21 protein-coding genes and 1 pseudogene are annotated in these 17,105 nt (G+C 72.2%); 12 read left to right on the forward strand and 10 right to left on the reverse strand.

The genetic code is table 11. The features are described from left to right. A pseudogene (locus KUG38_RS00005) lies at positions 1 to 174 on the reverse strand (photosystem II D2 protein (photosystem q(a) protein)); the annotation flags it as partial. Positions 175 to 327: 153 nt separating this feature from the next. Here KUG38_RS00005 and KUG38_RS00010 point away from each other — a divergent pair. Together KUG38_RS00010 and KUG38_RS00015 are read left to right on the forward strand one after the other, a co-directional pair. Next, the gene (locus KUG38_RS00010) at positions 328 to 894 is read left to right on the forward strand and encodes a photosystem I assembly protein Ycf4 (RefSeq protein WP_216918479.1); all 567 of its coding nucleotides are present in this window, start codon (positions 328 to 330) and stop codon (positions 892 to 894) included. A gap of 2 nt (positions 895 to 896) precedes the next feature. Continuing rightward, entirely contained in the window at positions 897 to 1,628 is a 732-nt protein-coding gene (locus KUG38_RS00015) for a peptidylprolyl isomerase (protein WP_216918480.1), read from the forward strand. 27 nt (positions 1,629 to 1,655) lie between these two features. Here the strand turns inward: KUG38_RS00015 and ilvN are convergent, their stop codons facing one another. Both ilvN and KUG38_RS00025 read right to left on the reverse strand, forming a co-directional pair. Then, positions 1,656 to 2,186: an acetolactate synthase small subunit gene (gene ilvN, locus KUG38_RS00020; RefSeq protein ID WP_094583928.1), complete on the reverse strand. Its 531-nt coding sequence runs from the start codon at positions 2,184 to 2,186 to the stop codon at positions 1,656 to 1,658. Positions 2,187 to 2,274: 88 nt separating this feature from the next. After that, positions 2,275 to 3,234, reverse strand: coding sequence for an alpha/beta fold hydrolase (locus KUG38_RS00025; RefSeq protein WP_216918481.1), 960 nt, complete (start codon positions 3,232 to 3,234; stop codon positions 2,275 to 2,277). Between the two features lie 25 nt (positions 3,235 to 3,259). Here KUG38_RS00025 and KUG38_RS00030 point away from each other — a divergent pair, with 25 nt between their 5' ends. The 4 genes from KUG38_RS00030 to KUG38_RS00045 all read left to right on the forward strand — a co-directional run bounded on the left by KUG38_RS00030 (position 3,260) and on the right by KUG38_RS00045 (position 5,848). Further along, on the forward strand, positions 3,260 to 4,426 hold the full coding sequence (locus KUG38_RS00030; RefSeq protein ID WP_353617660.1) for a N2,N2-dimethylguanosine tRNA methyltransferase: 1,167 nt from the start codon (positions 3,260 to 3,262) through the stop codon (positions 4,424 to 4,426). A 26-nt stretch (positions 4,427 to 4,452) separates the two neighbouring features. Beyond that, entirely contained in the window at positions 4,453 to 4,551 is a 99-nt protein-coding gene (gene petM, locus KUG38_RS00035) for a cytochrome b6-f complex subunit PetM (RefSeq protein WP_015108796.1), read from the forward strand. A 64-nt stretch (positions 4,552 to 4,615) separates the two neighbouring features. After that, positions 4,616 to 5,578 carry an NAD(P)H-binding protein gene (locus KUG38_RS00040; RefSeq protein ID WP_216918482.1) on the forward strand — a complete coding sequence of 321 codons (963 nt, stop codon included), beginning with the start codon at positions 4,616 to 4,618 and terminating at the stop codon, positions 5,576 to 5,578. Between the two features lie 51 nt (positions 5,579 to 5,629). Beyond that, entirely contained in the window at positions 5,630 to 5,848 is a 219-nt protein-coding gene (locus KUG38_RS00045; protein ID WP_094583931.1) for a DUF8669 family protein, read from the forward strand. Here the strand turns inward: KUG38_RS00045 and KUG38_RS00050 are convergent. Continuing rightward, positions 5,817 to 6,437 (reverse strand): pseudouridine synthase, encoded by a 621-nt coding sequence (locus KUG38_RS00050; RefSeq protein WP_216918483.1) that lies wholly within the window; start codon positions 6,435 to 6,437, stop codon positions 5,817 to 5,819. The two genes, KUG38_RS00045 and KUG38_RS00050, sit on opposite strands and share 32 nt — an antisense overlap. Positions 6,438 to 6,698: 261 nt before the next feature. Here KUG38_RS00050 and infA point away from each other — a divergent pair, with 261 nt between their 5' ends. After that, positions 6,699 to 6,968, forward strand: coding sequence for a translation initiation factor IF-1 (gene infA, locus KUG38_RS00055; RefSeq protein WP_015108791.1), 270 nt, complete (start codon positions 6,699 to 6,701; stop codon positions 6,966 to 6,968). A gap of 64 nt (positions 6,969 to 7,032) precedes the next feature. On the opposite strand, the gene KUG38_RS00060 is transcribed toward infA, so the two are convergent. Continuing rightward, positions 7,033 to 7,323: a DUF8673 family protein gene (locus KUG38_RS00060; RefSeq protein WP_094583933.1), complete on the reverse strand. Its 291-nt coding sequence runs from the start codon at positions 7,321 to 7,323 to the stop codon at positions 7,033 to 7,035. Between the two features lie 139 nt (positions 7,324 to 7,462). Next, on the reverse strand, positions 7,463 to 8,944 hold the full coding sequence (locus tag KUG38_RS00065; RefSeq protein ID WP_216918484.1) for a DEAD/DEAH box helicase: 1,482 nt from the start codon (positions 8,942 to 8,944) through the stop codon (positions 7,463 to 7,465). A gap of 116 nt (positions 8,945 to 9,060) precedes the next feature. Here KUG38_RS00065 and KUG38_RS00070 point away from each other — a divergent pair, with 116 nt between their 5' ends. From KUG38_RS00070 to KUG38_RS00085, 4 genes are read left to right on the forward strand one after another with little or no spacing between them, the layout of a single operon-like run. Then, complete coding sequence (locus KUG38_RS00070) at positions 9,061 to 10,218, forward strand: NAD(P) transhydrogenase subunit alpha (protein ID WP_286195448.1); 1,158 nt, start codon at positions 9,061 to 9,063, stop codon at positions 10,216 to 10,218. Beyond that, the gene (locus KUG38_RS00075) at positions 10,215 to 10,508 is read left to right on the forward strand and encodes an NAD(P) transhydrogenase subunit alpha part 2 (RefSeq protein ID WP_015108787.1); all 294 of its coding nucleotides are present in this window, start codon (positions 10,215 to 10,217) and stop codon (positions 10,506 to 10,508) included. Before KUG38_RS00070 ends, KUG38_RS00075 begins: the two co-directional genes overlap by 4 nt. Beyond that, positions 10,505 to 11,935, forward strand: a complete 1,431-nt coding sequence (locus KUG38_RS00080; RefSeq protein WP_216918486.1) for an NAD(P)(+) transhydrogenase (Re/Si-specific) subunit beta — start codon at positions 10,505 to 10,507, stop codon at positions 11,933 to 11,935. Before KUG38_RS00075 ends, KUG38_RS00080 begins: the two co-directional genes overlap by 4 nt. A gap of 16 nt (positions 11,936 to 11,951) precedes the next feature. Next, positions 11,952 to 12,977 (forward strand): YheT family hydrolase, encoded by a 1,026-nt coding sequence (locus KUG38_RS00085; RefSeq protein ID WP_216918487.1) that lies wholly within the window; start codon positions 11,952 to 11,954, stop codon positions 12,975 to 12,977. Here KUG38_RS00085 and KUG38_RS00090 read toward each other — a convergent pair. Together KUG38_RS00090 and KUG38_RS00095 are read right to left on the reverse strand one after the other, a co-directional pair. Next, positions 12,952 to 13,302 carry a (2Fe-2S) ferredoxin domain-containing protein gene (locus KUG38_RS00090; protein ID WP_094583936.1) on the reverse strand — a complete coding sequence of 117 codons (351 nt, stop codon included), beginning with the start codon at positions 13,300 to 13,302 and terminating at the stop codon, positions 12,952 to 12,954. The two genes, KUG38_RS00085 and KUG38_RS00090, sit on opposite strands and share 26 nt — an antisense overlap. Next, positions 13,299 to 14,549 (reverse strand): 1-deoxy-D-xylulose-5-phosphate reductoisomerase, encoded by a 1,251-nt coding sequence (locus tag KUG38_RS00095; protein WP_216918553.1) that lies wholly within the window; start codon positions 14,547 to 14,549, stop codon positions 13,299 to 13,301. Before KUG38_RS00095 ends, KUG38_RS00090 begins: the two co-directional genes overlap by 4 nt. 93 nt (positions 14,550 to 14,642) lie before the next feature. On the opposite strand from KUG38_RS00095, the gene KUG38_RS00100 reads away from it, so the two are divergent. Further along, positions 14,643 to 14,867, forward strand: coding sequence for a hypothetical protein (locus KUG38_RS00100; protein ID WP_094583937.1), 225 nt, complete (start codon positions 14,643 to 14,645; stop codon positions 14,865 to 14,867). A 14-nt stretch (positions 14,868 to 14,881) separates the two neighbouring features. Here the strand turns inward: KUG38_RS00100 and KUG38_RS00105 are convergent, their stop codons facing one another. Next, a complete protein-coding gene (locus KUG38_RS00105; protein WP_216918488.1) occupies positions 14,882 to 16,054 on the reverse strand; it encodes a glycosyltransferase family 9 protein in 1,173 nt (390 codons plus the stop codon). Further along, positions 16,051 to 17,094 carry a glycosyltransferase family 2 protein gene (locus KUG38_RS00110; protein WP_216918489.1) on the reverse strand — a complete coding sequence of 348 codons (1,044 nt, stop codon included), beginning with the start codon at positions 17,092 to 17,094 and terminating at the stop codon, positions 16,051 to 16,053. Before KUG38_RS00110 ends, KUG38_RS00105 begins: the two co-directional genes overlap by 4 nt. Positions 17,095 to 17,105: the final 11 nt, after the last annotated feature.

Raw genomic sequence — 17,105 nt, forward strand, 5'->3', positions numbered from 1 at the left:
CCAGGAGGTGGCGAAGGTGGTGCCGGTGAGCCAGCCGCCCAGGGCCAGATAGGCCGTGGGGAAGAGCAGCAGACCGGACCACCCCACGAAAACGAAGCGGTCGCGCTTGAGCCAGTCGTCGAGGACGTCGAACCATCCACGCGTGGCCGGTGCACGCCCTAGGGCGATCGTCATGGGTGAAAGCGGTGCGGATGACCCGCAGGGCTGTGGGTTACCGGGGGATGGTAACAACGTTGATCCGCCTCCCGCGCCGGGCGACATGGGCTGAAACTGACGCCTCCGGCACGCTTCGCGGCAGGATGGCGGCCCATCGCCCCCTCTGACCGCATGGCTTCGCCCGGCGTCGCTTCCCCTTCGGCCGACGAGCAGGTGCTGGAGCAGCCGGTGCTCGGCTCCCGGCGTCTCTCCAACCTGCTGGTGGCTGCGGCCGTGACCATCGGTGGCATCGGCTTCGTGCTCACCAGTGCCTCCAGCCGGTTCGGCCGTGACCTGCTGCCCATTGGCCATCCCGCCGCCCTGGTCTGGGTGCCGCAGGGGCTGGTGATGGGCCTCTACGGCGTGGCGGCGCTGCTGCTGGCCACCTACCTCTGGCTGGTCATCACCATTGATGTGGGCTCTGGACTGAACCGTTTCGACCGCGGGTCCGGGGAAGCCCGCATCAGCCGCCGCGGCTTCCGCCAGCTGATCGAGGTGGTGATCCCCCTGCGGGAGATCCAGGCGGTGAAGGTGGAGGTGCGGGACGGCCTCAGCCCCCAGCGACGCCTGGCCCTGCGGGTGCAGGGCCGAAGGGACATGCCCCTGACCCGGGTGGGGGAGCCGATGCCCCTGGCGGATCTGGAGCTGGCCGGTGCCCGCCTGGCCCGTTTCCTGGGCGTCCCCCTGGAGGGCATCTGACGATGCGGTCCACCACGAAAGCCGCCGGCCTCGGCTGGCGCCTGCTGCTTCTGGTGCTGCTGGGCCTGACCCCCCTCGGCCTGGCGGCCTGCGCCGCCGACACCGGCAACCGACCCATGGGCTGCGAAGCGGCCACCACCCCCTGTCTCAAGGGCACGGCCGTGGTGGCGATGGAGACCAGCAAGGGGCCGGTGGAGCTGACCCTCGATGGGGCGACGTCCCCGCTTACGGCCGGAAACTTTGTCGATCTCGTCCGCCGGGGCGTGTACAACGGCACGGTCTTCCACCGGGTGGTGAAGGAGCCGGTCCCGTTCGTGGTCCAGGGCGGTGACCCCAGCAGCGCCGATCCCAAGGTGCCCGCCAGCGACTACGGCTCGGGCGGCTTCGTCGACCCGGCCAGTGGCGAGTCCCGGCGCATCCCCCTGGAGCTCAAGCTCGACGGCGAGCAGGAACCCCGCTACGGGGAGGAGATCACCTCCCCGACCGTCACCCGCCAGCTGGCCCTCAGCCACGAGCGTGGCGCCGTGGCCATGGCCCGCTCGAACGATCCCAATTCGGCCAGCGCCCAGTTTTACGTGGCCCTTCAGGCCTTGCCCGAGCTGGACGGCCGCTACGCGGTGTTCGGCCGGGTCAGCAAGGGGATGGACGTGATCGACCGGATCCAGCAGGGGGACAAGCTGATCCGGGCCCGGGTGATCGAAGGCGGCACGCTGGTCCAGAACAAGAAGCCCTGAGGTCGCCTGTGGCGGAACCGGCTGCCTTCAGGCCGGGACCCGCTTGTCGGAGACGGTGGCCTTGAGCAGCTCGGTGTTCACCCCCGAGGCCCGCTCCAGCGCCACCTTGCCCGTGCGGGCGATCTCGAGGATGCCGTAGGTCTCGAGCAGGCGCTCCAGGGCCACCAGCTTGCCCGGATCCCCCACCACCTCGAGGGTGAGGGCATCGTCGGCCACATCCACCACCTTGGCCCGGAACACCTGTACCAGATCGAAGATGGCGCCGCGGTTCTCGGCCGGTGCCGCCACCTTCAGCAGCATCAGCTCCCGCTCCACGGCAGGAATGGTGGAGAGGTCAATGACGCCAAGCACGTTGATCAGCTTGTTGAGCTGCTTGGTCATCTGCTCGAGGGTGCGGTCGTCCCCTTCCACCACCATCGTGAGCCGGGACATGCCGCGGTGCTCGGCCGGCCCCACCGCCAGGCTCTCGATATTGAAGCCCCGCCGGGCGAACAGACCGGAGATGCGGCTGAGGGCCCCCGATTCGTCTTCCACCAGCACCGAGAGGGTGTGCTTCATGTCGGGGTCGGGAGCGGAGTGCTGCGGGGGACCGGAACGGCGACCGGGATGGTCCTCCCAAAACTACGCGCCGGGGTGAGCCCTGGAGTCAGCCGTTCCCCAGACGTTCCAGCCACGGGAGCACCGCGCCGTGGAAGGCGTCGGGGGTTTCGTCGTGGGGACAGTGGCCGCACTGGGCAATGACCTGCAGGACGAGGTCGCTGCGCAGGCCGAGGCACTGCCGGGCCACCTCCACCGGCACCAGCCGGTCCTGGCCCCCCCAGATCAGCAGGGTGGGCCGCCCCGGCCGCTGCAGCAGGGAGACGGCCGTGGCCCGATGGGGCCGCAGGGCCATGCCGATGCTCATCGCCCGCAGGGCCCGCACCGCGCCGGGCCGCCGGGCGGGGCGGGCGATCACCCGGCGCAGCTCCTGGTCACCGATCACCGGGTGGTGGTAGGCCGACTGGATGCCCAGGTCGAGCAGCGGGGAATGGGCCAGCAGGGGCACCACCAGCTCCAGGGGAAGCAGCCGCAGCAGCAGCTGGATCCCCCGCCGCTTCAGGCGCCGCCGCCAGGGCCGGCGCCGGGGCTGCCGCCGCTGGGCCATCAGCAGGCTGGGGTCGGGGAGGGGGGCCGCCACCACGGCGCGCACCCAGGTGGGGAAGAACACGCTGCAGGTGAGGGCCACCAGGCCGCCGAGGGAATGGCCCACCAGCACCGCCGGCCCGCCGACCACCTCCGCCAGGAACGCCTGCACCTGGCGAGCCCAGAGCCGGTTGTCCAGGGCTTGATGGCGATGGGTCCCCGGTTGGCTGGAGGCACCGAAGCCGATCAGGTCGAGCCCGTAGACGCACCACCCCGCCGCCGCCAGGGCACCGGCATTGCGGCGCCAGTGGCCGCTGCCGGCCCCGAAACCGTGCAGCAGTACCACGGCCGGCCGGCCGCTTTCCCCCAGGCGGCGCCAGTGGCAGCCGTGGCCCTTCCAGGTCCAGAGGGCGTGCTCCCCCCAGTCGGCCCCCTCCGGCGCCGGGCCCTCCCCGGAGGCAGGCTGGGGGTCGGCGGACGACACCGATGGCTGCGGCAAGGATCCGGACGTGAGCGGACCTGATCACTATTGCGAAGGGGCGGCCGTGCTGGAGACCGGTGACGGATTCTTCCGGCCCGCCTCCCGGCCGGCCAGGGACTTCGGCGTCCTGCTGGTCCGGAGCCTGGCCGCCGGGGCGGCGGGCGGGTCCGTGCGGGTGCTCGATGGCATGGCGGGCTGCGGCATCCGGGCCCTCCGCTATGGCCTCGAAGGGGGCGCCACGGCGGTGTGGGCCAACGACGCCGACCCCGACCGGCTGCCGCTGCTGGAGCGGAATCTCGCCGGCCTGCCGGCGGCGGTGGAACGGCAGGTGGGTGCCGCCACGGCCCAGCAGCTGCTGGCGGGCTGCCTGGTCGAGGGGCGCCGCTTCGAGCTGGTGGATCTCGACGCCTTCGGCTGTCCCGCCGCCCTTGTTCCCCTGGCCCTGGAGGCGGTGGCCTTCGGCGGGGTGCTCTACCTGGCCAGCACCGATGGACGCTCCGCCACGGGCCACGACCGCCGGGCCGCCCTGCGCCGTTTCGGCGCCGCCGCCCGGGCCCACCCCGCCAGCTGGGAGATGGCCCTGCGCCTGCAGCTGGGGCTGCTGGCCCGCAGCGCCTGGGCGATGGGCCGCGGCATCACCCCCCTGCTCAGCTTCAGTGAAGGACGGGCCTTCCGCACCGCCCTGCGGCTGGAACGCCACCCCGCCCGCGGCGAGGAGGGTCAGCTGGGCCTGGTGGCCCACTGCCACGGCTGCGGGGACCAGCAGGTGCAGAGCCTGGGACGGCTGGGGCGGTGGCGGCCCTGCGGCTGCCCCGGGGCGCCATCCGGTGAGGTCCCGCCCCTGGCGGTGAGCGGCCCCCTCTGGATCGGCCCCCTGCAGGATCCCGCCACGCTCACGACCATGCTCCAGGAGGCCGAGGCCGGCGGTGCCCACCTCGACCGCCCGGGCCGGCGGCTGCTGGAACGGCTCCGGGCCGATCCGGCCACCACCCCCCGCTGCTGGCCCGTGGATGCCATCGCCCGCCGGCTGGGCCAGGGCCCCCCGCCGCTGGCCGACCTGGTGGCGGCACTGTCGGCGCAGGGGTTCGCCTCCGCCGCCAGCGGCGTCATGGCCGGTCAGCTCCGCAGTGAGGCTCCCTGGCCGGTGATCGTGGCCACGGCCCGGGGCCTCGTGGCCGCGACGGCTGCTAGATAGGTACCCCGTTCCCCCTTGTCCGGGCCATGGCCTCTGAAATCTTCGGCACCGCCGCCATCTTCTGGGTGCTGATCCCCGTCGGCCTGGCGGGCGGCGCCCTGCTGCTCAAGCTCCTCAACGACTGAAGTCCCGGATCGCGCCGGCGCCGGACGCACCACTAGGCTCAGCCCGCTTCCTTTGCTGGGGTCCATGAAGGTTCTTGTCATCGGCGGAACAGGAACCCTCGGTCGCCAGATCGCCCGTCGCGCCCTTGACGCGGGCCATGTCGTGCGCTGTGTGGTGCGGTCGCCGCGCAAGGCCGCCTTTCTCCAGGAATGGGGCTGCGACCTCACCCGTGGTGACCTGCTCGAGCCCGACAGCCTCGATTACGCCCTCGAGGGCCAGGAGGCGGTGATCGACGCCGCCACGGCCCGGGCCACCGATGGCGGCAGTGCCTACGACATCGACTGGGCCGGCAAGCAGAACCTGTTCGCGGCCTGTGGCCGGGCCGGTCTGCGCCGGCTGGTGTTCGTCTCCCTGCTCGATGCGGCCCGCCACCGCAGCGTGCCGCTGATGGACATCAAGGCCTGCACGGAGGACTGGCTCGAGGCCTCCGACCTCGACTACACGATCCTGCGCTGCGTCGCCTTCATGCAGGGCCTGATCAGCCAGTTCGCCATCCCGGTGCTGGAGAGCCAGACCGTCTGGGTGAGCGGGGCCCCGACCCCGATCGCCTACATGAACACCCAGGATGTGGCGCGCTTCGCCGTGGCCGCCCTGGAGCGTCCGGAGACGGTTCGGCAGGCGTTCCCCGTCGTCGGTCCCCGGGCCTGGACCACCGGGGAGATCACCCAGCTCTGCGAGCGCTACAGCGGCCGCGAGGCCCGGGTGTTCCGGGTGCCACCGGTGCTGCTGCAGCTGATGCAGGCGATCACGGGATTCTTCGAAGCCAGCCTGAACGTGGCCGAGCGCCTCGCCTTCGCCGAGGTGGTGGGGGGAGGCGAGCCCCTTACGGCGCCGATGGAGGCCAGCTATGCCGCCTTCGGTCTCGATGCGGCCGAGACCACCCGCCTGGAGGAGTACCTCAAGGAGTACTACGACACGATCCTGCGGCGCCTGCGGGAGATGGAGTCGGACCTCGACAAGGAAGCCAAGAAGAAGCTGCCGTTCTGAGCGGCCCGGCTCGCCAGTTCGTGTGTACTATTGCGGCGTTTGGCGGCGGCCATGGCGATTTCCCAGATCAAGAACCTGCAGCGGCGTCTGGCCAACCTGGAGGAGGAGGCGATCGCCGAGCTCACCCGCGCCTGCGGCCATGAGCTCTGGGCCTCCCTGGGCTTCGATGCCTTCGACACCCTCGAGGATCCCGACCGCCGTGCCCGGGCCAACTACTACTACGGCCAGCTGCAGACCGTCAGGGAGCTGAAGGACGCGCTGACCGTCTGAGCAGCGCCCCCAGCCGTTGCCGCTCTCCGGGGCTCACCTCCCGCCAGACGCCCGGGGCCAGCCCGGCCAGATCCAGCGGCGGGCCCCCATCCATCAGGTCGATCGCCGTGCGCAGCAGGCGCAGGGTGGGCAGCCCCACCGCCGCGGTCATGCGCCGCACCTGCCGGTTGCGCCCCTCCCGCAGCTCCACCTCCAGCCACGCGGTCGGCACCCGCAGGCGGTGCCTGATCGGCGGATCCCTCTCCGGCAGAGCGGGATCCTCCACCGCCCTGGCCCGGGCCGGCAGGGTGCGGCGTCCCTTCACCATCACCCCCCGGATGAGGCTGTCGAGGGCCGCCTCGGTGATGATTCCCTCCACCTGCACCAGATAGCGGCGCCAGTGACCCCAGGCCGGATCGGTGAGCCTGGCCTGGAGACGGCCATCGTCGGTGAGTACCAGCAGTCCTTCGCTGTCCGCATCCAGCCGGCCGGCGGCATAGACGCCGGGACGATCGATGTGGTCCGCCAGGCTGCCCCAGGCGCTGCCGGGTTCGGGCCGGAACTGGCTGAGCACCCCGTAGGGCTTGTGGAAGAGCAGGGTGGTGGTCACCGCCGCTGCTGTCAGGAGCTTTCCCTGGCCCGCCAGAGGTTGACCACGCCGATCGAGATCAGCAGCAGGCCCAGATCCATCGCAATGGGGGGAAGGATCATGGGGGCTGGATGCGGGCGGCGGGCCGACCCTATCGCTCCGTACCGGCCTGCGTGTGGCGGGGGGGGGGGGCGACCCGGCGTCGGGTCTGGCGCCGGGAGGTGGGGCACGCTAGGCGCCTAAGCTGGTGGACTGTTGTTGTCCTTACGCCAGCCTTCCCGCATGATCGAAACGTCCGGTGTGATCGAAAAGGAGCAGGGCAACGGGTTTTACCTCGTCACCCTCGAGCAGCCTGCCGGTCACCAGTGCCTCTGCCGGGCGGCGGGCAAGCTCACCAAGTTCCGCATCAAGCTTCTGGCCGGCGACAAGGTGCTGGTCGAGATCAGCCCCTACGACCTGACCCGTGGGCGCATCACCTACCGGGAACGCAATGCCGGCGCCACCGGCCCCCGGCCCGGCGGCAACCGCCCGGGCGGTCCCCGACGCCGCTGAGCCTGGCCCGGCCAGCCAGTTCCCTGCCCCCCAGAACTCCGGAGACGTTCCATCTCCGGAGACCTCAGATCTCCAGCAGTCCGTCGGTTTCCGGTCGGCGATCCAGGTGCAGGTCCCTCGGCACCATCAGCACGTTGGCCTGAAGCAGTTCGGGGTGGTCCTCAAGGGTGAGGAGCCACTCACGGAATTCCTCGTTGATGGCGTAGCTGTCCTCGAACAGCTCACGGCCGTCCAGGGCGGCCCTGCGGGCCAGGGCCCAGCAGACGGCCACGGTCACACGTCGATGGACCGCCGCATCGAGCGGGGTATCGGAAAAACCGTCGTGATCGCTGGCGTCGTCTCTTGGCCTGTCCATCGGGGTGATCTCGGTGGATGTCCTGTGGTGCCCACGTTGGCGGCTGGTGGGCGCAACGACGGTGTTGGTTGTCACATCGTTGCAGGAAAAGCGCCGGCAACAAGCCAATCAAAGCCAAAAATTAAGCCGATGGGCGACTTCAGGCCGACCGGCGCCCGATGTTCGGCAGCACGGGGCCGCTGACGCTGATCATCCGCCCGGCGTCGTCCGCCAGGGCCTGCAGCGGCAGTCGCTCGCCGCTGCCCGACGGGCTGCCCCCGGCGGCTGCCATCTCCGACGGGCGCGGGCGGATCACGTAGGGCTCGCTCACGGTCCAGCCCCGGGCGTAGCCGATCAGCAGCGGATCGGCCGGAGCGAACACATAGGACGGTCGCCGTGGGATGGATTCCTGACCGGAGCGATCCCCGTCCATGCGCACGGCCCTGGTGATCGCCTGCACGAAGCGGCTGCGGGTGACCACGGTGGTGAGGTAGGCCACCACCCGCAGCCGCGGGGCGTCGAAGCCTTCGGCGCACATGTCGATGCTCACCAGCCAGTCGGCGTCTCCGGCCTGGAACGCGGCCAGGTGGCGGGCGGCCTCCGGATCCTGGGAGTGCACCAGGTGCACCCGGTCCCCCTCCTGGGCCAGCAGGTCGGCGATGGCGCCGGCGTGGCCGATGTCGCGGGCCACCACCAGCCCGCCGGCCCCCGGATGCTCCAGCCGCACCCTCTCCAGGCGGCGGCGGGCCTGGAGCAGCAGCCGCAGGGCGATCCCGCCCCGATCCCCGGGCCGGATGGCCCGACGCAGGTTGCGGGCCCGCCAGCTCTCCCGCTGCTCCGCCGACAGGGGGGAGGTCTCGCGCTCGCGGCCGTCCTCCGGTCGCCCGTGTTCCACCCAGCCGTCCTGGAAGCGGAATTCCAGGGGCCGCACGTCGCCGGCGGCGATCAGGGCCCGGGGCTCGACGCAGAGGTCCGGGATGATCCGCTCGGCCGGCCCGTCCTGGTCATGCATCCGGATCCGACGGGCGGCACAGAAGCCGAGGTTGTCGGCGCGGAAGGGGGTGCCGGTCAGCCCCAGCCGCAACCGGGCGCCGCCGCTGAGGCTGCTGAAGGCGTGGCCCCAGGCCGTGGCCTCCGGTTCCAGGGGATCGACGCCCAGGTGATGCACCTCGTCGGCGATCGCTAGCCAGGGTCGGCCCGCCAGCAGGCTGCCCAGCTCCCGCTCCAGGCGCTGGCGGTGCAGGGCCGCCGCCTGGTAGCTCAGCAGCAGCCCCTGGCCGGCGGGCGACGGGGGGGCTTCCCCCGGGGCGTCCCATTCCCGCAGGTCCAGGCCGAGGCGGGCGGCGGCATTGACCCACTGGCGGCCGATGGCGCTGCGGTGGCAGAAGACCACGAACCGCTCCAGCCGGCCCTCCCGCTGCAGCTGCCGGAAGGCGAGCAGGGCCCCCAGGGTCTTGCCGGCACCGGGACCGGCGTGGAGCAGCACGTCCTGGCCGCCGGGGCTCGCCGCCACCAACCGGGCCCGGAGCAGCTGGATCAGGCGCCGCTGCCAGGCCCGTGGCTCGGGGCCGCCGGCGGCCGGGGAGGGGCCAGGTGCCCCGGCATGGCGGCGCAGACCCAGATCGAAGGACGGTGGCGCCATCCATCGATTCTGCTGGGCCGTCCAGGGCCGGGTGGGCGTGTCCGCACATTGGCTGACGGTTGCTTGCCGTCACCGGCGGGTCTGTCTATCGCGGAAGAAGTGTGTGTGGCCTCGCGTTGGTCAAATTGCTGATTCCCAGGGAGACGGCTCCCGGTGAGCGGAGGGTCGCCGCGACCCCCGAGACGGTCAGACGGCTGGTGGCCAAGGGGGCGACCCTGCAGGTGGAACGGGGGGCGGGCCAGGCGGCCGGCTTCCTCGACGCCGACTACGCCGCCGTGGGCGCCGAACTGTGGGACGGGGAGGCCCGGGACTGGGAGATGGCCGATGCCGTGCTCTGCGTCCAGCCGCCGCGTCCCGAGGTGCTGGCCCGCCTCCAGGCCGGGGCCCTGCTGGTGGGGCTGCTGGCCCCCTACGGCGCCACGGCCCTGGTCGATACCCTCAACGACCGGCGGGCCTCCGCCATCGCCCTCGAACTGCTGCCCCGGATCACCCGGGCCCAGTCGATGGATGTGCTCTCCTCCCAGGCCAACATCGCCGGCTACAAGGCGGTGCTGTTGGCGGCGGCGGCCCTTGATCGCTACGTGCCGATGCTGATGACGGCGGCGGGCACGATCCAGCCCTCCCGGGTGCTGATCCTGGGGGCCGGGGTCGCCGGTCTGCAGGCCCTGGCCACCGCCCGCCGCCTGGGCGGCGTGGTCTACGTCTCGGACGTGCGGCCGGCGGTGAAGGAGCAGGTGGAATCCCTCGGCGGGCGTTTCATCGACCCTCCGGCACAGGAGGAGGCCCCGGCCGAGGTGGGGGGCTACGCCCGCCAGGCCAGCGAGGCGTTCCTTGAGGCCCAGCGCCAGCAGCTGGCCGACCAGCTGGCCCTGGCCGACATGGTCATCTGCACGGCCCTGGTGCCCGGCCGCCCGGCGCCCCGCCTGATCAGCGAGGCCATGCTCGACGGCATGCGGCCCGGCGCCGTGGTCGTCGATCTGGCCGTGGCCCAGGGGGGCAACTGTTTCGGCACGATCCCCGGGGCCACGGTGGAGCGCCGCGGCGTGCTGCTGATCGGGGCCGATGGCCTGCCCAGCACCGTGCCCAACCACGCCAGCGCCCTCTACGCCCGCAACGTCGCCGCCCTCATCGAGCACGTGCTCGGGGAGGACGGCTTCCGGCTGGATCCGGAGGATCCGATCCTCGACGGCTGCCTTTTCACCCACGCGGGTGTCTGCCGCCGGGACGACATCGTCCAGCCCGCCGGCCTGTCCCCCATCGGAGCCCGTTCATGAGCCTTCTGACGCAGTCCCTCTGGGTGCTCCTGCTGGGCAGCCTGCTGGGGCTGGAACTGATCGGCAAGGTGCCACCCACCCTGCACACCCCGCTGATGTCGGGGGCCAACGCCATCAGCGGCATCACCGTGCTGGCCTCCCTCACCCTCATCCAGCAGGCCGGGGACAACACGGCCCTGCTGGTGATCGGAGCCCTCTCCCTGGGCTTCGCCCTCTACAACGTGATCGGCGGCTTCCTCGTCACCGATCGCATGCTCGCCATGTTCCGCCGCAAGGGCGACAGCCGATGACTTTCTCCATGGATGCTTTTGCCGCCGGCATCGATCTGGCGGCCGTTCTCCTGCTCGCCCTCGGCATCAAGGGTCTCTCGAAGGTGAGCTCGGCCCGCGGGGCCAACGGCCTGGCCGCCCTGGCCATGGGGCTGGCCGTGGTCGGCCTGCTGATCCAGATCCGCCCCGATCCGATCGCCTGGCTCTGGATCGCCGTCGGCAGTGCCGTCGGCGGCCTGGCCGGCCTGGTCACCGCCCGCCGGGTGCCGATGACCGCCATGCCGGAAACGGTGGCCCTGTTCAACGGCTGCGGTGGCATGGCCTCCCTGCTGGTGGCCATGGGCGTGGCCATCTTCGACACCGGTGATGCCGACATCGTCGCCCTGGTGTCGATCGCCGTGTCGGTGTTCGTCGGCGCCATCACCTTCAGCGGCTCGATCGTGGCCATGGCCAAGCTCCAGGGCTGGCTGGACACCCCCGGCTGGACCCAGAGCCGCCTGCGCCACGGCGTCAACATCTCCCTGGCGGTGCTCTGCCTGGTCTCGGCCCTGCTGCTTCCCGGCGATCCCGGCGGCCTGCCCCTGTGGCTGCTGATGGGGGGCTCCACCCTGCTCGGCATCGGTGTCACCCTGCCCATCGGCGGGGCCGACATGCCGGTGGTCATCTCCCTGCTCAACTCCTATTCCGGGGTGGCGGCGGCGGCGGCCGGTTTCGTGGTGGGCAGCCAGCTGCTGATCGTGGCCGGCGCCATGGTGGGGGCGGCGGGTCTGATCCTCACCCAGGTGATGTGCACCGCCATGAACCGCTCCCTGGTTTCCGTGCTCTTCGGCGGTGCCCTCGGGGCCAGCGCCGGGGCCGTGGGTGGCGGCGGCAGCGAGGCGGGCTACACCCGCATCACCAGCTGCAGTGCCGAGGAATGCGCCATGGCCCTGGAGCAGGCCGAGCGGGTGGTGTTCGTGCCGGGCTACGGCCTGGCCGTGGCCCAGGCCCAGCATTCCCTGCGGGAGCTGGCCAAGCTGCTCGAGAGCCATGGGGTGGAGGTGAGCTACGCCATCCATCCGGTGGCGGGACGCATGCCCGGCCACATGAACGTGCTGCTGGCCGAGGCCGATGTGCCCTACGAGCAGCTGCTGGAGATGGATCTGGTCAACCCCGAGTTCCCCCGCACCGACGTGGTGATCGTGCTGGGGGCCAACGACGTGGTGAACCCCCAGGCCAAGAACGACCCCACCAGCCCCCTCTACGGCATGCCCGTGCTGGAGGTGGACCAGGCCCGCCAGGTGTTCGTGGTCAAGCGCAGCCTGGGTGCGGGCTATGCGGGCATCAACAACGCCCTGTTCGAGATGCCCCAGACCGCCATGGTGTTCGGGGACGCCAAGGCGGTGCTCAACGGCCTGCTCAGCGAGCTGCGCGCGATGGGCGTGGGCAAGGTGAAGGTGGCGGCCTGAGGGTGGGGCCCCGGTCGTGTCCAAGCTCCCCGAGCACCTCGGCCTGAGCCCCTTCCGCCAGCGCTCCCCCTGGATCGGGGGGGATCTGCAGACCCTGCGGGACACCCTGCATCCCCAGCGCTTCCCCCCCGATCGGGCCGAAGCGCTGACCATCCCCCTGGCGGAGGGCGGTCAGCTGCTGGGGCTGCTGGACCGCCCCTCCGGGGCCGCGCCGGCCGCCCTGGTGCTGGTGATGCACGGGCTGGGGGGCTCCAGTGATGGCCCCGGCCCCCGCCGGCTGGCCCTGGCCCTGGTCGCCGAGGGCTTCGCCGTGCTGCGCCTCAACCTGCGGGGGGCCGGCCGGGGCCGGCCGCTCGCCCGGGGCACCTACTGCGCCTGCTGCAGCGAGGATCTGCGTCCCGCCGTGGCCCTGGCCCGCCAGCTGGCCGGCGACCGGCCCCTGTTCGGCGCCGGCATCTCCCTGGGGGGCACGGTGCTGCTCAACGGCAGCCTGGCCGGGCTGGCCTTCGATGGCCTGGTCTGCGTCAGCAGCCCGCTGGAGCTCAATGTCTGCGCCGTCCAGTTCGAGCGACGCCGCAACCGGGTGTACCAGCGCTGGCTGATGCAGCGCCTGCGGGAGCAGACCCTGGCCGATCCGGGCGGGCTGCAGGAGGCCGAACACCGGGCGCTGGCGGGGCCCGCTCGGGCCCGCACGATCCGGGCCTTCGATGCGGCCATCACCGCCCCGCGCTGGGGTTTCGCCTCGGTGGCCGCCTACTACGACGCCGCCAGCCCCCTGGCGCCCCTGATCGCGGGCCGGCCCCTGCCCCCCACCCTGCTGCTCCATGCCGGTGACGACCCCTGGGTGCCGGTCAGTCCGCTGCGCCAGCTGGCGGCCGCGCTACCCGGCCGCGCCAGCGCAGGACCGGTTCCCACGGTGGTGATCACGCCCCATGGCGGCCACAACGGCTTCCATGCCCCCGGTGACGGACCGGCCTGCTGGGCCGATCGCCTGGCGGTGAGCTGGCTGAAGCGCCTCAGTCGGGCGGAAGGGGACGGCTGAAGGGGGTGCGCCGCACGATCCACTCCTCGATCGGCACCCCGCCGATGACGTGTTCGTGGACGATGCGCTCGATCCGCTCGGGGGTGACACCCCCGTAGGTGAGGCCTTCCGGCCAGATGAGCAGCACCGGGCCCTCGCAGCAGACGCGCAGGCAGTCGGCCTTGGTGCGCAGCACCACCCCCTGGGGCCGGCCGGGGTCTTCGAGGCCCAGGTCCCGCACCAGCTGCTTGAGGCGGTTCCAGCTGGCCGCACCGACGGCCGGATCGCCGCAGAGCGCCTTGGTGGGGGTGGCGCAGAGCAGCAGGTGGTGCTGGACCCCGCTCACGCCGGCAGGGCCGGCGCCGGATGGCTGCGGAGCGCGGCGGCGGCCTCCCGGGTGGCCTGGCGGGCCCAGGCGTCCACCGCCAGCACGTCGTCGAGGCTGGGGGTGCCGTGGTGATCGGCGCGGTGACGGTCGCAGACCCGCTCGATCAGCTTGGGGATGGCCAGGAAGGGGATCGCCTCCTCCAGGAACAGGGCCACCGCCTGCTCGTTGGCGGCGTTGAGCACCGCGGGCATGGTGCCGCCGGCCCGGCCGGCGGCGTAGGCCAGGGCCATGCAGGGGTACTTCTCCCGGTCGGGGGCGCGGAAGGTGAGCTGGCCCACGGCGGTGAGATCGAGGCGGCGCCAGGGGGTCTCCAGCCGTTCCGGCCAGCTGAGGCAGTAGAGCAGGGGCAGCTTCATGTCGGGCCAGCCCAGCTGGGCCAGCACCGAGGAATCGGCCAGCTCCACCATCGAGTGGATGATGCTCTGGGGGTGGATGACGATCTCGATGTGGTCGTAGTCGAGGCCGAACAGGTAGTGGGCCTCGATCACTTCCAGCCCCTTGTTCATCAAGGTGGCCGAATCCACCGTGATCTTGCGGCCCATGCTCCAGTTGGGATGGCTGGTGGCATCGGCCACCGTGGCCTTGGCCAGATCGGCGGCGGGCCAGTCGCGGAAGGCGCCGCCGGAGGCGGTGAGCTGGATCCGCCGCAGGCCCGGGGTGGGCACGCCGGTGGAGAGGCGGGCGGTGTCCGCCCAGGGGGTGCCCTGCAGGCACTGGAACAGGGCCGAATGCTCCGAATCGGCGGGCAGCAGCCGGCTGCCGCTGCGCTGCAGTTCGGGCAGCACCACCGGGCCGGCGGCGATCAGGGTTTCCTTGTTGGCCAGGGCCAGGTCCTTGCCGGCGCGGATCGCCGCCAGGGTGGGCAGCAGCCCGGCGCAGCCGACGATGCCGGTCACCACCAGATCGGCGCTGGCCCAGGCCGCCGCGGCACAGAGGCCGTCGGAGCCCCCCAGGAGCTCGGGCAGACGGGCGGGACGCCGGGCCGGTTCGAGGTCCGCCAGGCGGCCGGCCAGCTCGCCGAGCCGGCCGGCATCGGCCAGGGCCACCACCTCCGGGGCATGGCGGAGGATCTGCTCCACCAGCAGATCCAGGTTGTTGCCGGCGGTGAGGGCCACCACCTTGAAGCGATCGGGAAACTCCTCGACGATCTCCAGGGTCTGGGTGCCGATCGATCCGGTGGAGCCCAGAACGCTGATGGCCTTCACGCGCGGCTCCCCCATCGGGTTCGTGGGCTCCCAGTGTCCCATCCCCGGCCGCCGTCCCCGCTGGCTTAACTGGGGCCACACCGATCCCTTCCCATGTCGTGGCTGCAGCGCTGGAACTTCATCGAGCGGGCCCGGATCGAGCGCCAGCTCTGGGAAGCCTTCGAGCGCCGTGAGGACCTGGAGGCGCTGGTGGAGGACTGCCGCCGGGCTGTGGCGGCCGGCGACGGGGAGCGGGCCTTCCAGCTGGAGGTGTGGCAGACCACCCTTCAGCGGATCCGCAAGATCGAAACCCTGATGGCGGGCAAGCAGCCTGAGTGACGGCCAGGCGGCGTTCAGCCGGGCGTGCCGCAGGCGGCTCCGTTCCGGGTCCCGTTCCGCTGCCAGGCCTGCTGCACCAGGGGCCACACCGCATCGGGCGGCAGGCCGTCCATGCAGGCGTGACGCTCCAGCGGGCAGGCGGGGTTCTCGAAGCGCACCTGGAGGCAGCCGCCGCAGCGCTGCCGGCTGCGGCTGACCCAGACGTGGTCGGCCCGGGGGGCCCAGAGATCCCGGGGGCTGGCGCCGATGCCGTCGGCGTCGGTGCCGAACAGGGCCACCGTGGGGCAGCCGGCGGCGGCGGCCAGGTGCAGCGGGCCGGAATCCACGGCGATGCAGAGCCGGCTGCGGGCCAGGGCCCCCACCAGCACCGGCAAGCTGAGGCGTCCGCGCAGATCCCGCATCCCGGTGCGGGCCAGCAGGGCCCGCTCGAGCCGGTCGCCGGGCCGGCGCGCTTCGGCGGGGGGAGGGCCGCCGATCAGGCCGATCGATCCGGCCGGCAGGCCCATCTCCCGGTGCAGGCGCTCGAGCAGGACCAGCCAGTGCTCCAGGGGCCAGAGCTTGGCGGGCCGCTCGCCGTTCACGGCGATCAGCACCGGCGGCAGCCCGGGGGGGGCGGGCTCGGCGGGCAGCTCCACCCGCTCGAACGCCGTGTCGACCCAGGCGATGCGGCAGTGCAGTTCGCGGATGCTGTTGCTGCCGATCCAGCCGCGGTAGCGCTCCACCAGGGAGGGACTGGCCCAGTGGGGATCGAGGGCGAGGGCGTGGAGGGGGTGGTCGCCGGCGGGGATCGTTGCCGCTCCGACCACGAAGCGCGGCTCCAGGGCCTGGGCCCAGGCGGGGCTGTGGGGGGCGTGGCCGTCGGCGTTGATCACCAGATCCACCCCGTCCCCCCGTCCTTTCTCCGGGAGGGTTCGGCGCCACTGCCGCAGGGCCGGCAGGGCCGCCGGGCCCTGCTCCGCCAGGGGAAGGCTGGCGTCGATCCAGGGATTGAGCCGCTCCAGCTCCCGGGTGCGCTGGCTGCCCACGTAGGTGAGCAGGGCGTCGGGATACTTGTGGCGCAGCCCCCGCAGCAGCGGCTGGAGCACCACATAGTTGCCCAGCTTGGCGGCGCCGAGCACCACGATCCGGGGCCGTGGGCCGAGATCCTCGTCCCGGAAGCGGCGCATCAGGCGGGGCAGGGTGTTCATGGCCGCCCCGCGCCGACAGAACCGACGGGTTCAGGCGCCGGCGCAGGGGCCGCTTCGAGGTCCCACTGGCTCAGCCAGCGGCGCATCCAGGTGCCCCGGTGGGGCTGGTCGAGACGTCGCCGGCTGTGGAGCCAGAGGCTGTTGAGCAGGAAGGTGGTGCGATTGCAGGCCTTCAGCCGGCCGTCGCTGGCGATGGTGGCGCTGGCAATGGGGTTGGCCTGCTGCTGCCGCCGCTGCAGGGCCTCCGGGGCGATCCACTCGATGGTGGGGCAGCCGCGCAGGCGCTCGGCGTAGTCCAGGTCTTCGCAGTAGGCCGGGTGGAAGTTGGCATCGAACAGGCCCACCCGGTTCCAGGCGGCCGGGGTGAGGGCGAAGGCGGAGAACTCCTGGGGGGCCGGCAGCAGTGGCAGGAACTGGGGGCGGGAGGGATCGACGCGCCCAACCACCTCCGCCAGGACGCCAGGGGAGAAGACCACGTCGTTGTTGACCAGCAGGGCGAAACCGGCTTCCGGAAAGGAGGTGAGGATCGCGTTCCAGCTGGAGGCGACCCCCTGGTTGCCGAAGGGCCGCGCCACCCGCACCCGGGCGACGCCGGCGGGGGGCTGCTGCTCCAGCCGGGCCAGCAGCCGCTGCAGGGCGTCGCTGTCGGCCAGGCCGGAGCCGATGCTGTTGTCGACGATGGCGAGGGTCTCGACGGGGTGGTCGAGGCTGTCCAGCAGGCGCTGCAGCAGATCGGGGCGGTTGAGGATCGGCACCCCCAGCAGGGGGATGGCGCCCGTCGCCGTGGTGTGGGGAGTGACGCCATCCAGCTGCCGCCAGAAGTCGTCGACGGGGGAACGGTCTCCGCTGAGGGAGGCGTACTGGGCCAGGCAGCCCCAGAGATCGGGATTGGTGAGATCCCGGCGGCCGGGGGAGGCGGGCAGGTGGGAGAAGTAGGTCTTGCTCCAGAGAAGGAGAAGGGACCTGGCGGCGGCCAGGTCCCCCTTCTCCAGGCAGGTGACGTAGTTACGGGCGAAGCGGGCCTGTTCCAAGGTGACCACGGGTGGCTGGG

Source organism: Synechococcus sp. CCAP 1479/9 (assembly GCF_019038535.1).
Lineage (GTDB): Bacteria > Cyanobacteriota > Cyanobacteriia > PCC-6307 > Cyanobiaceae > Cyanobium.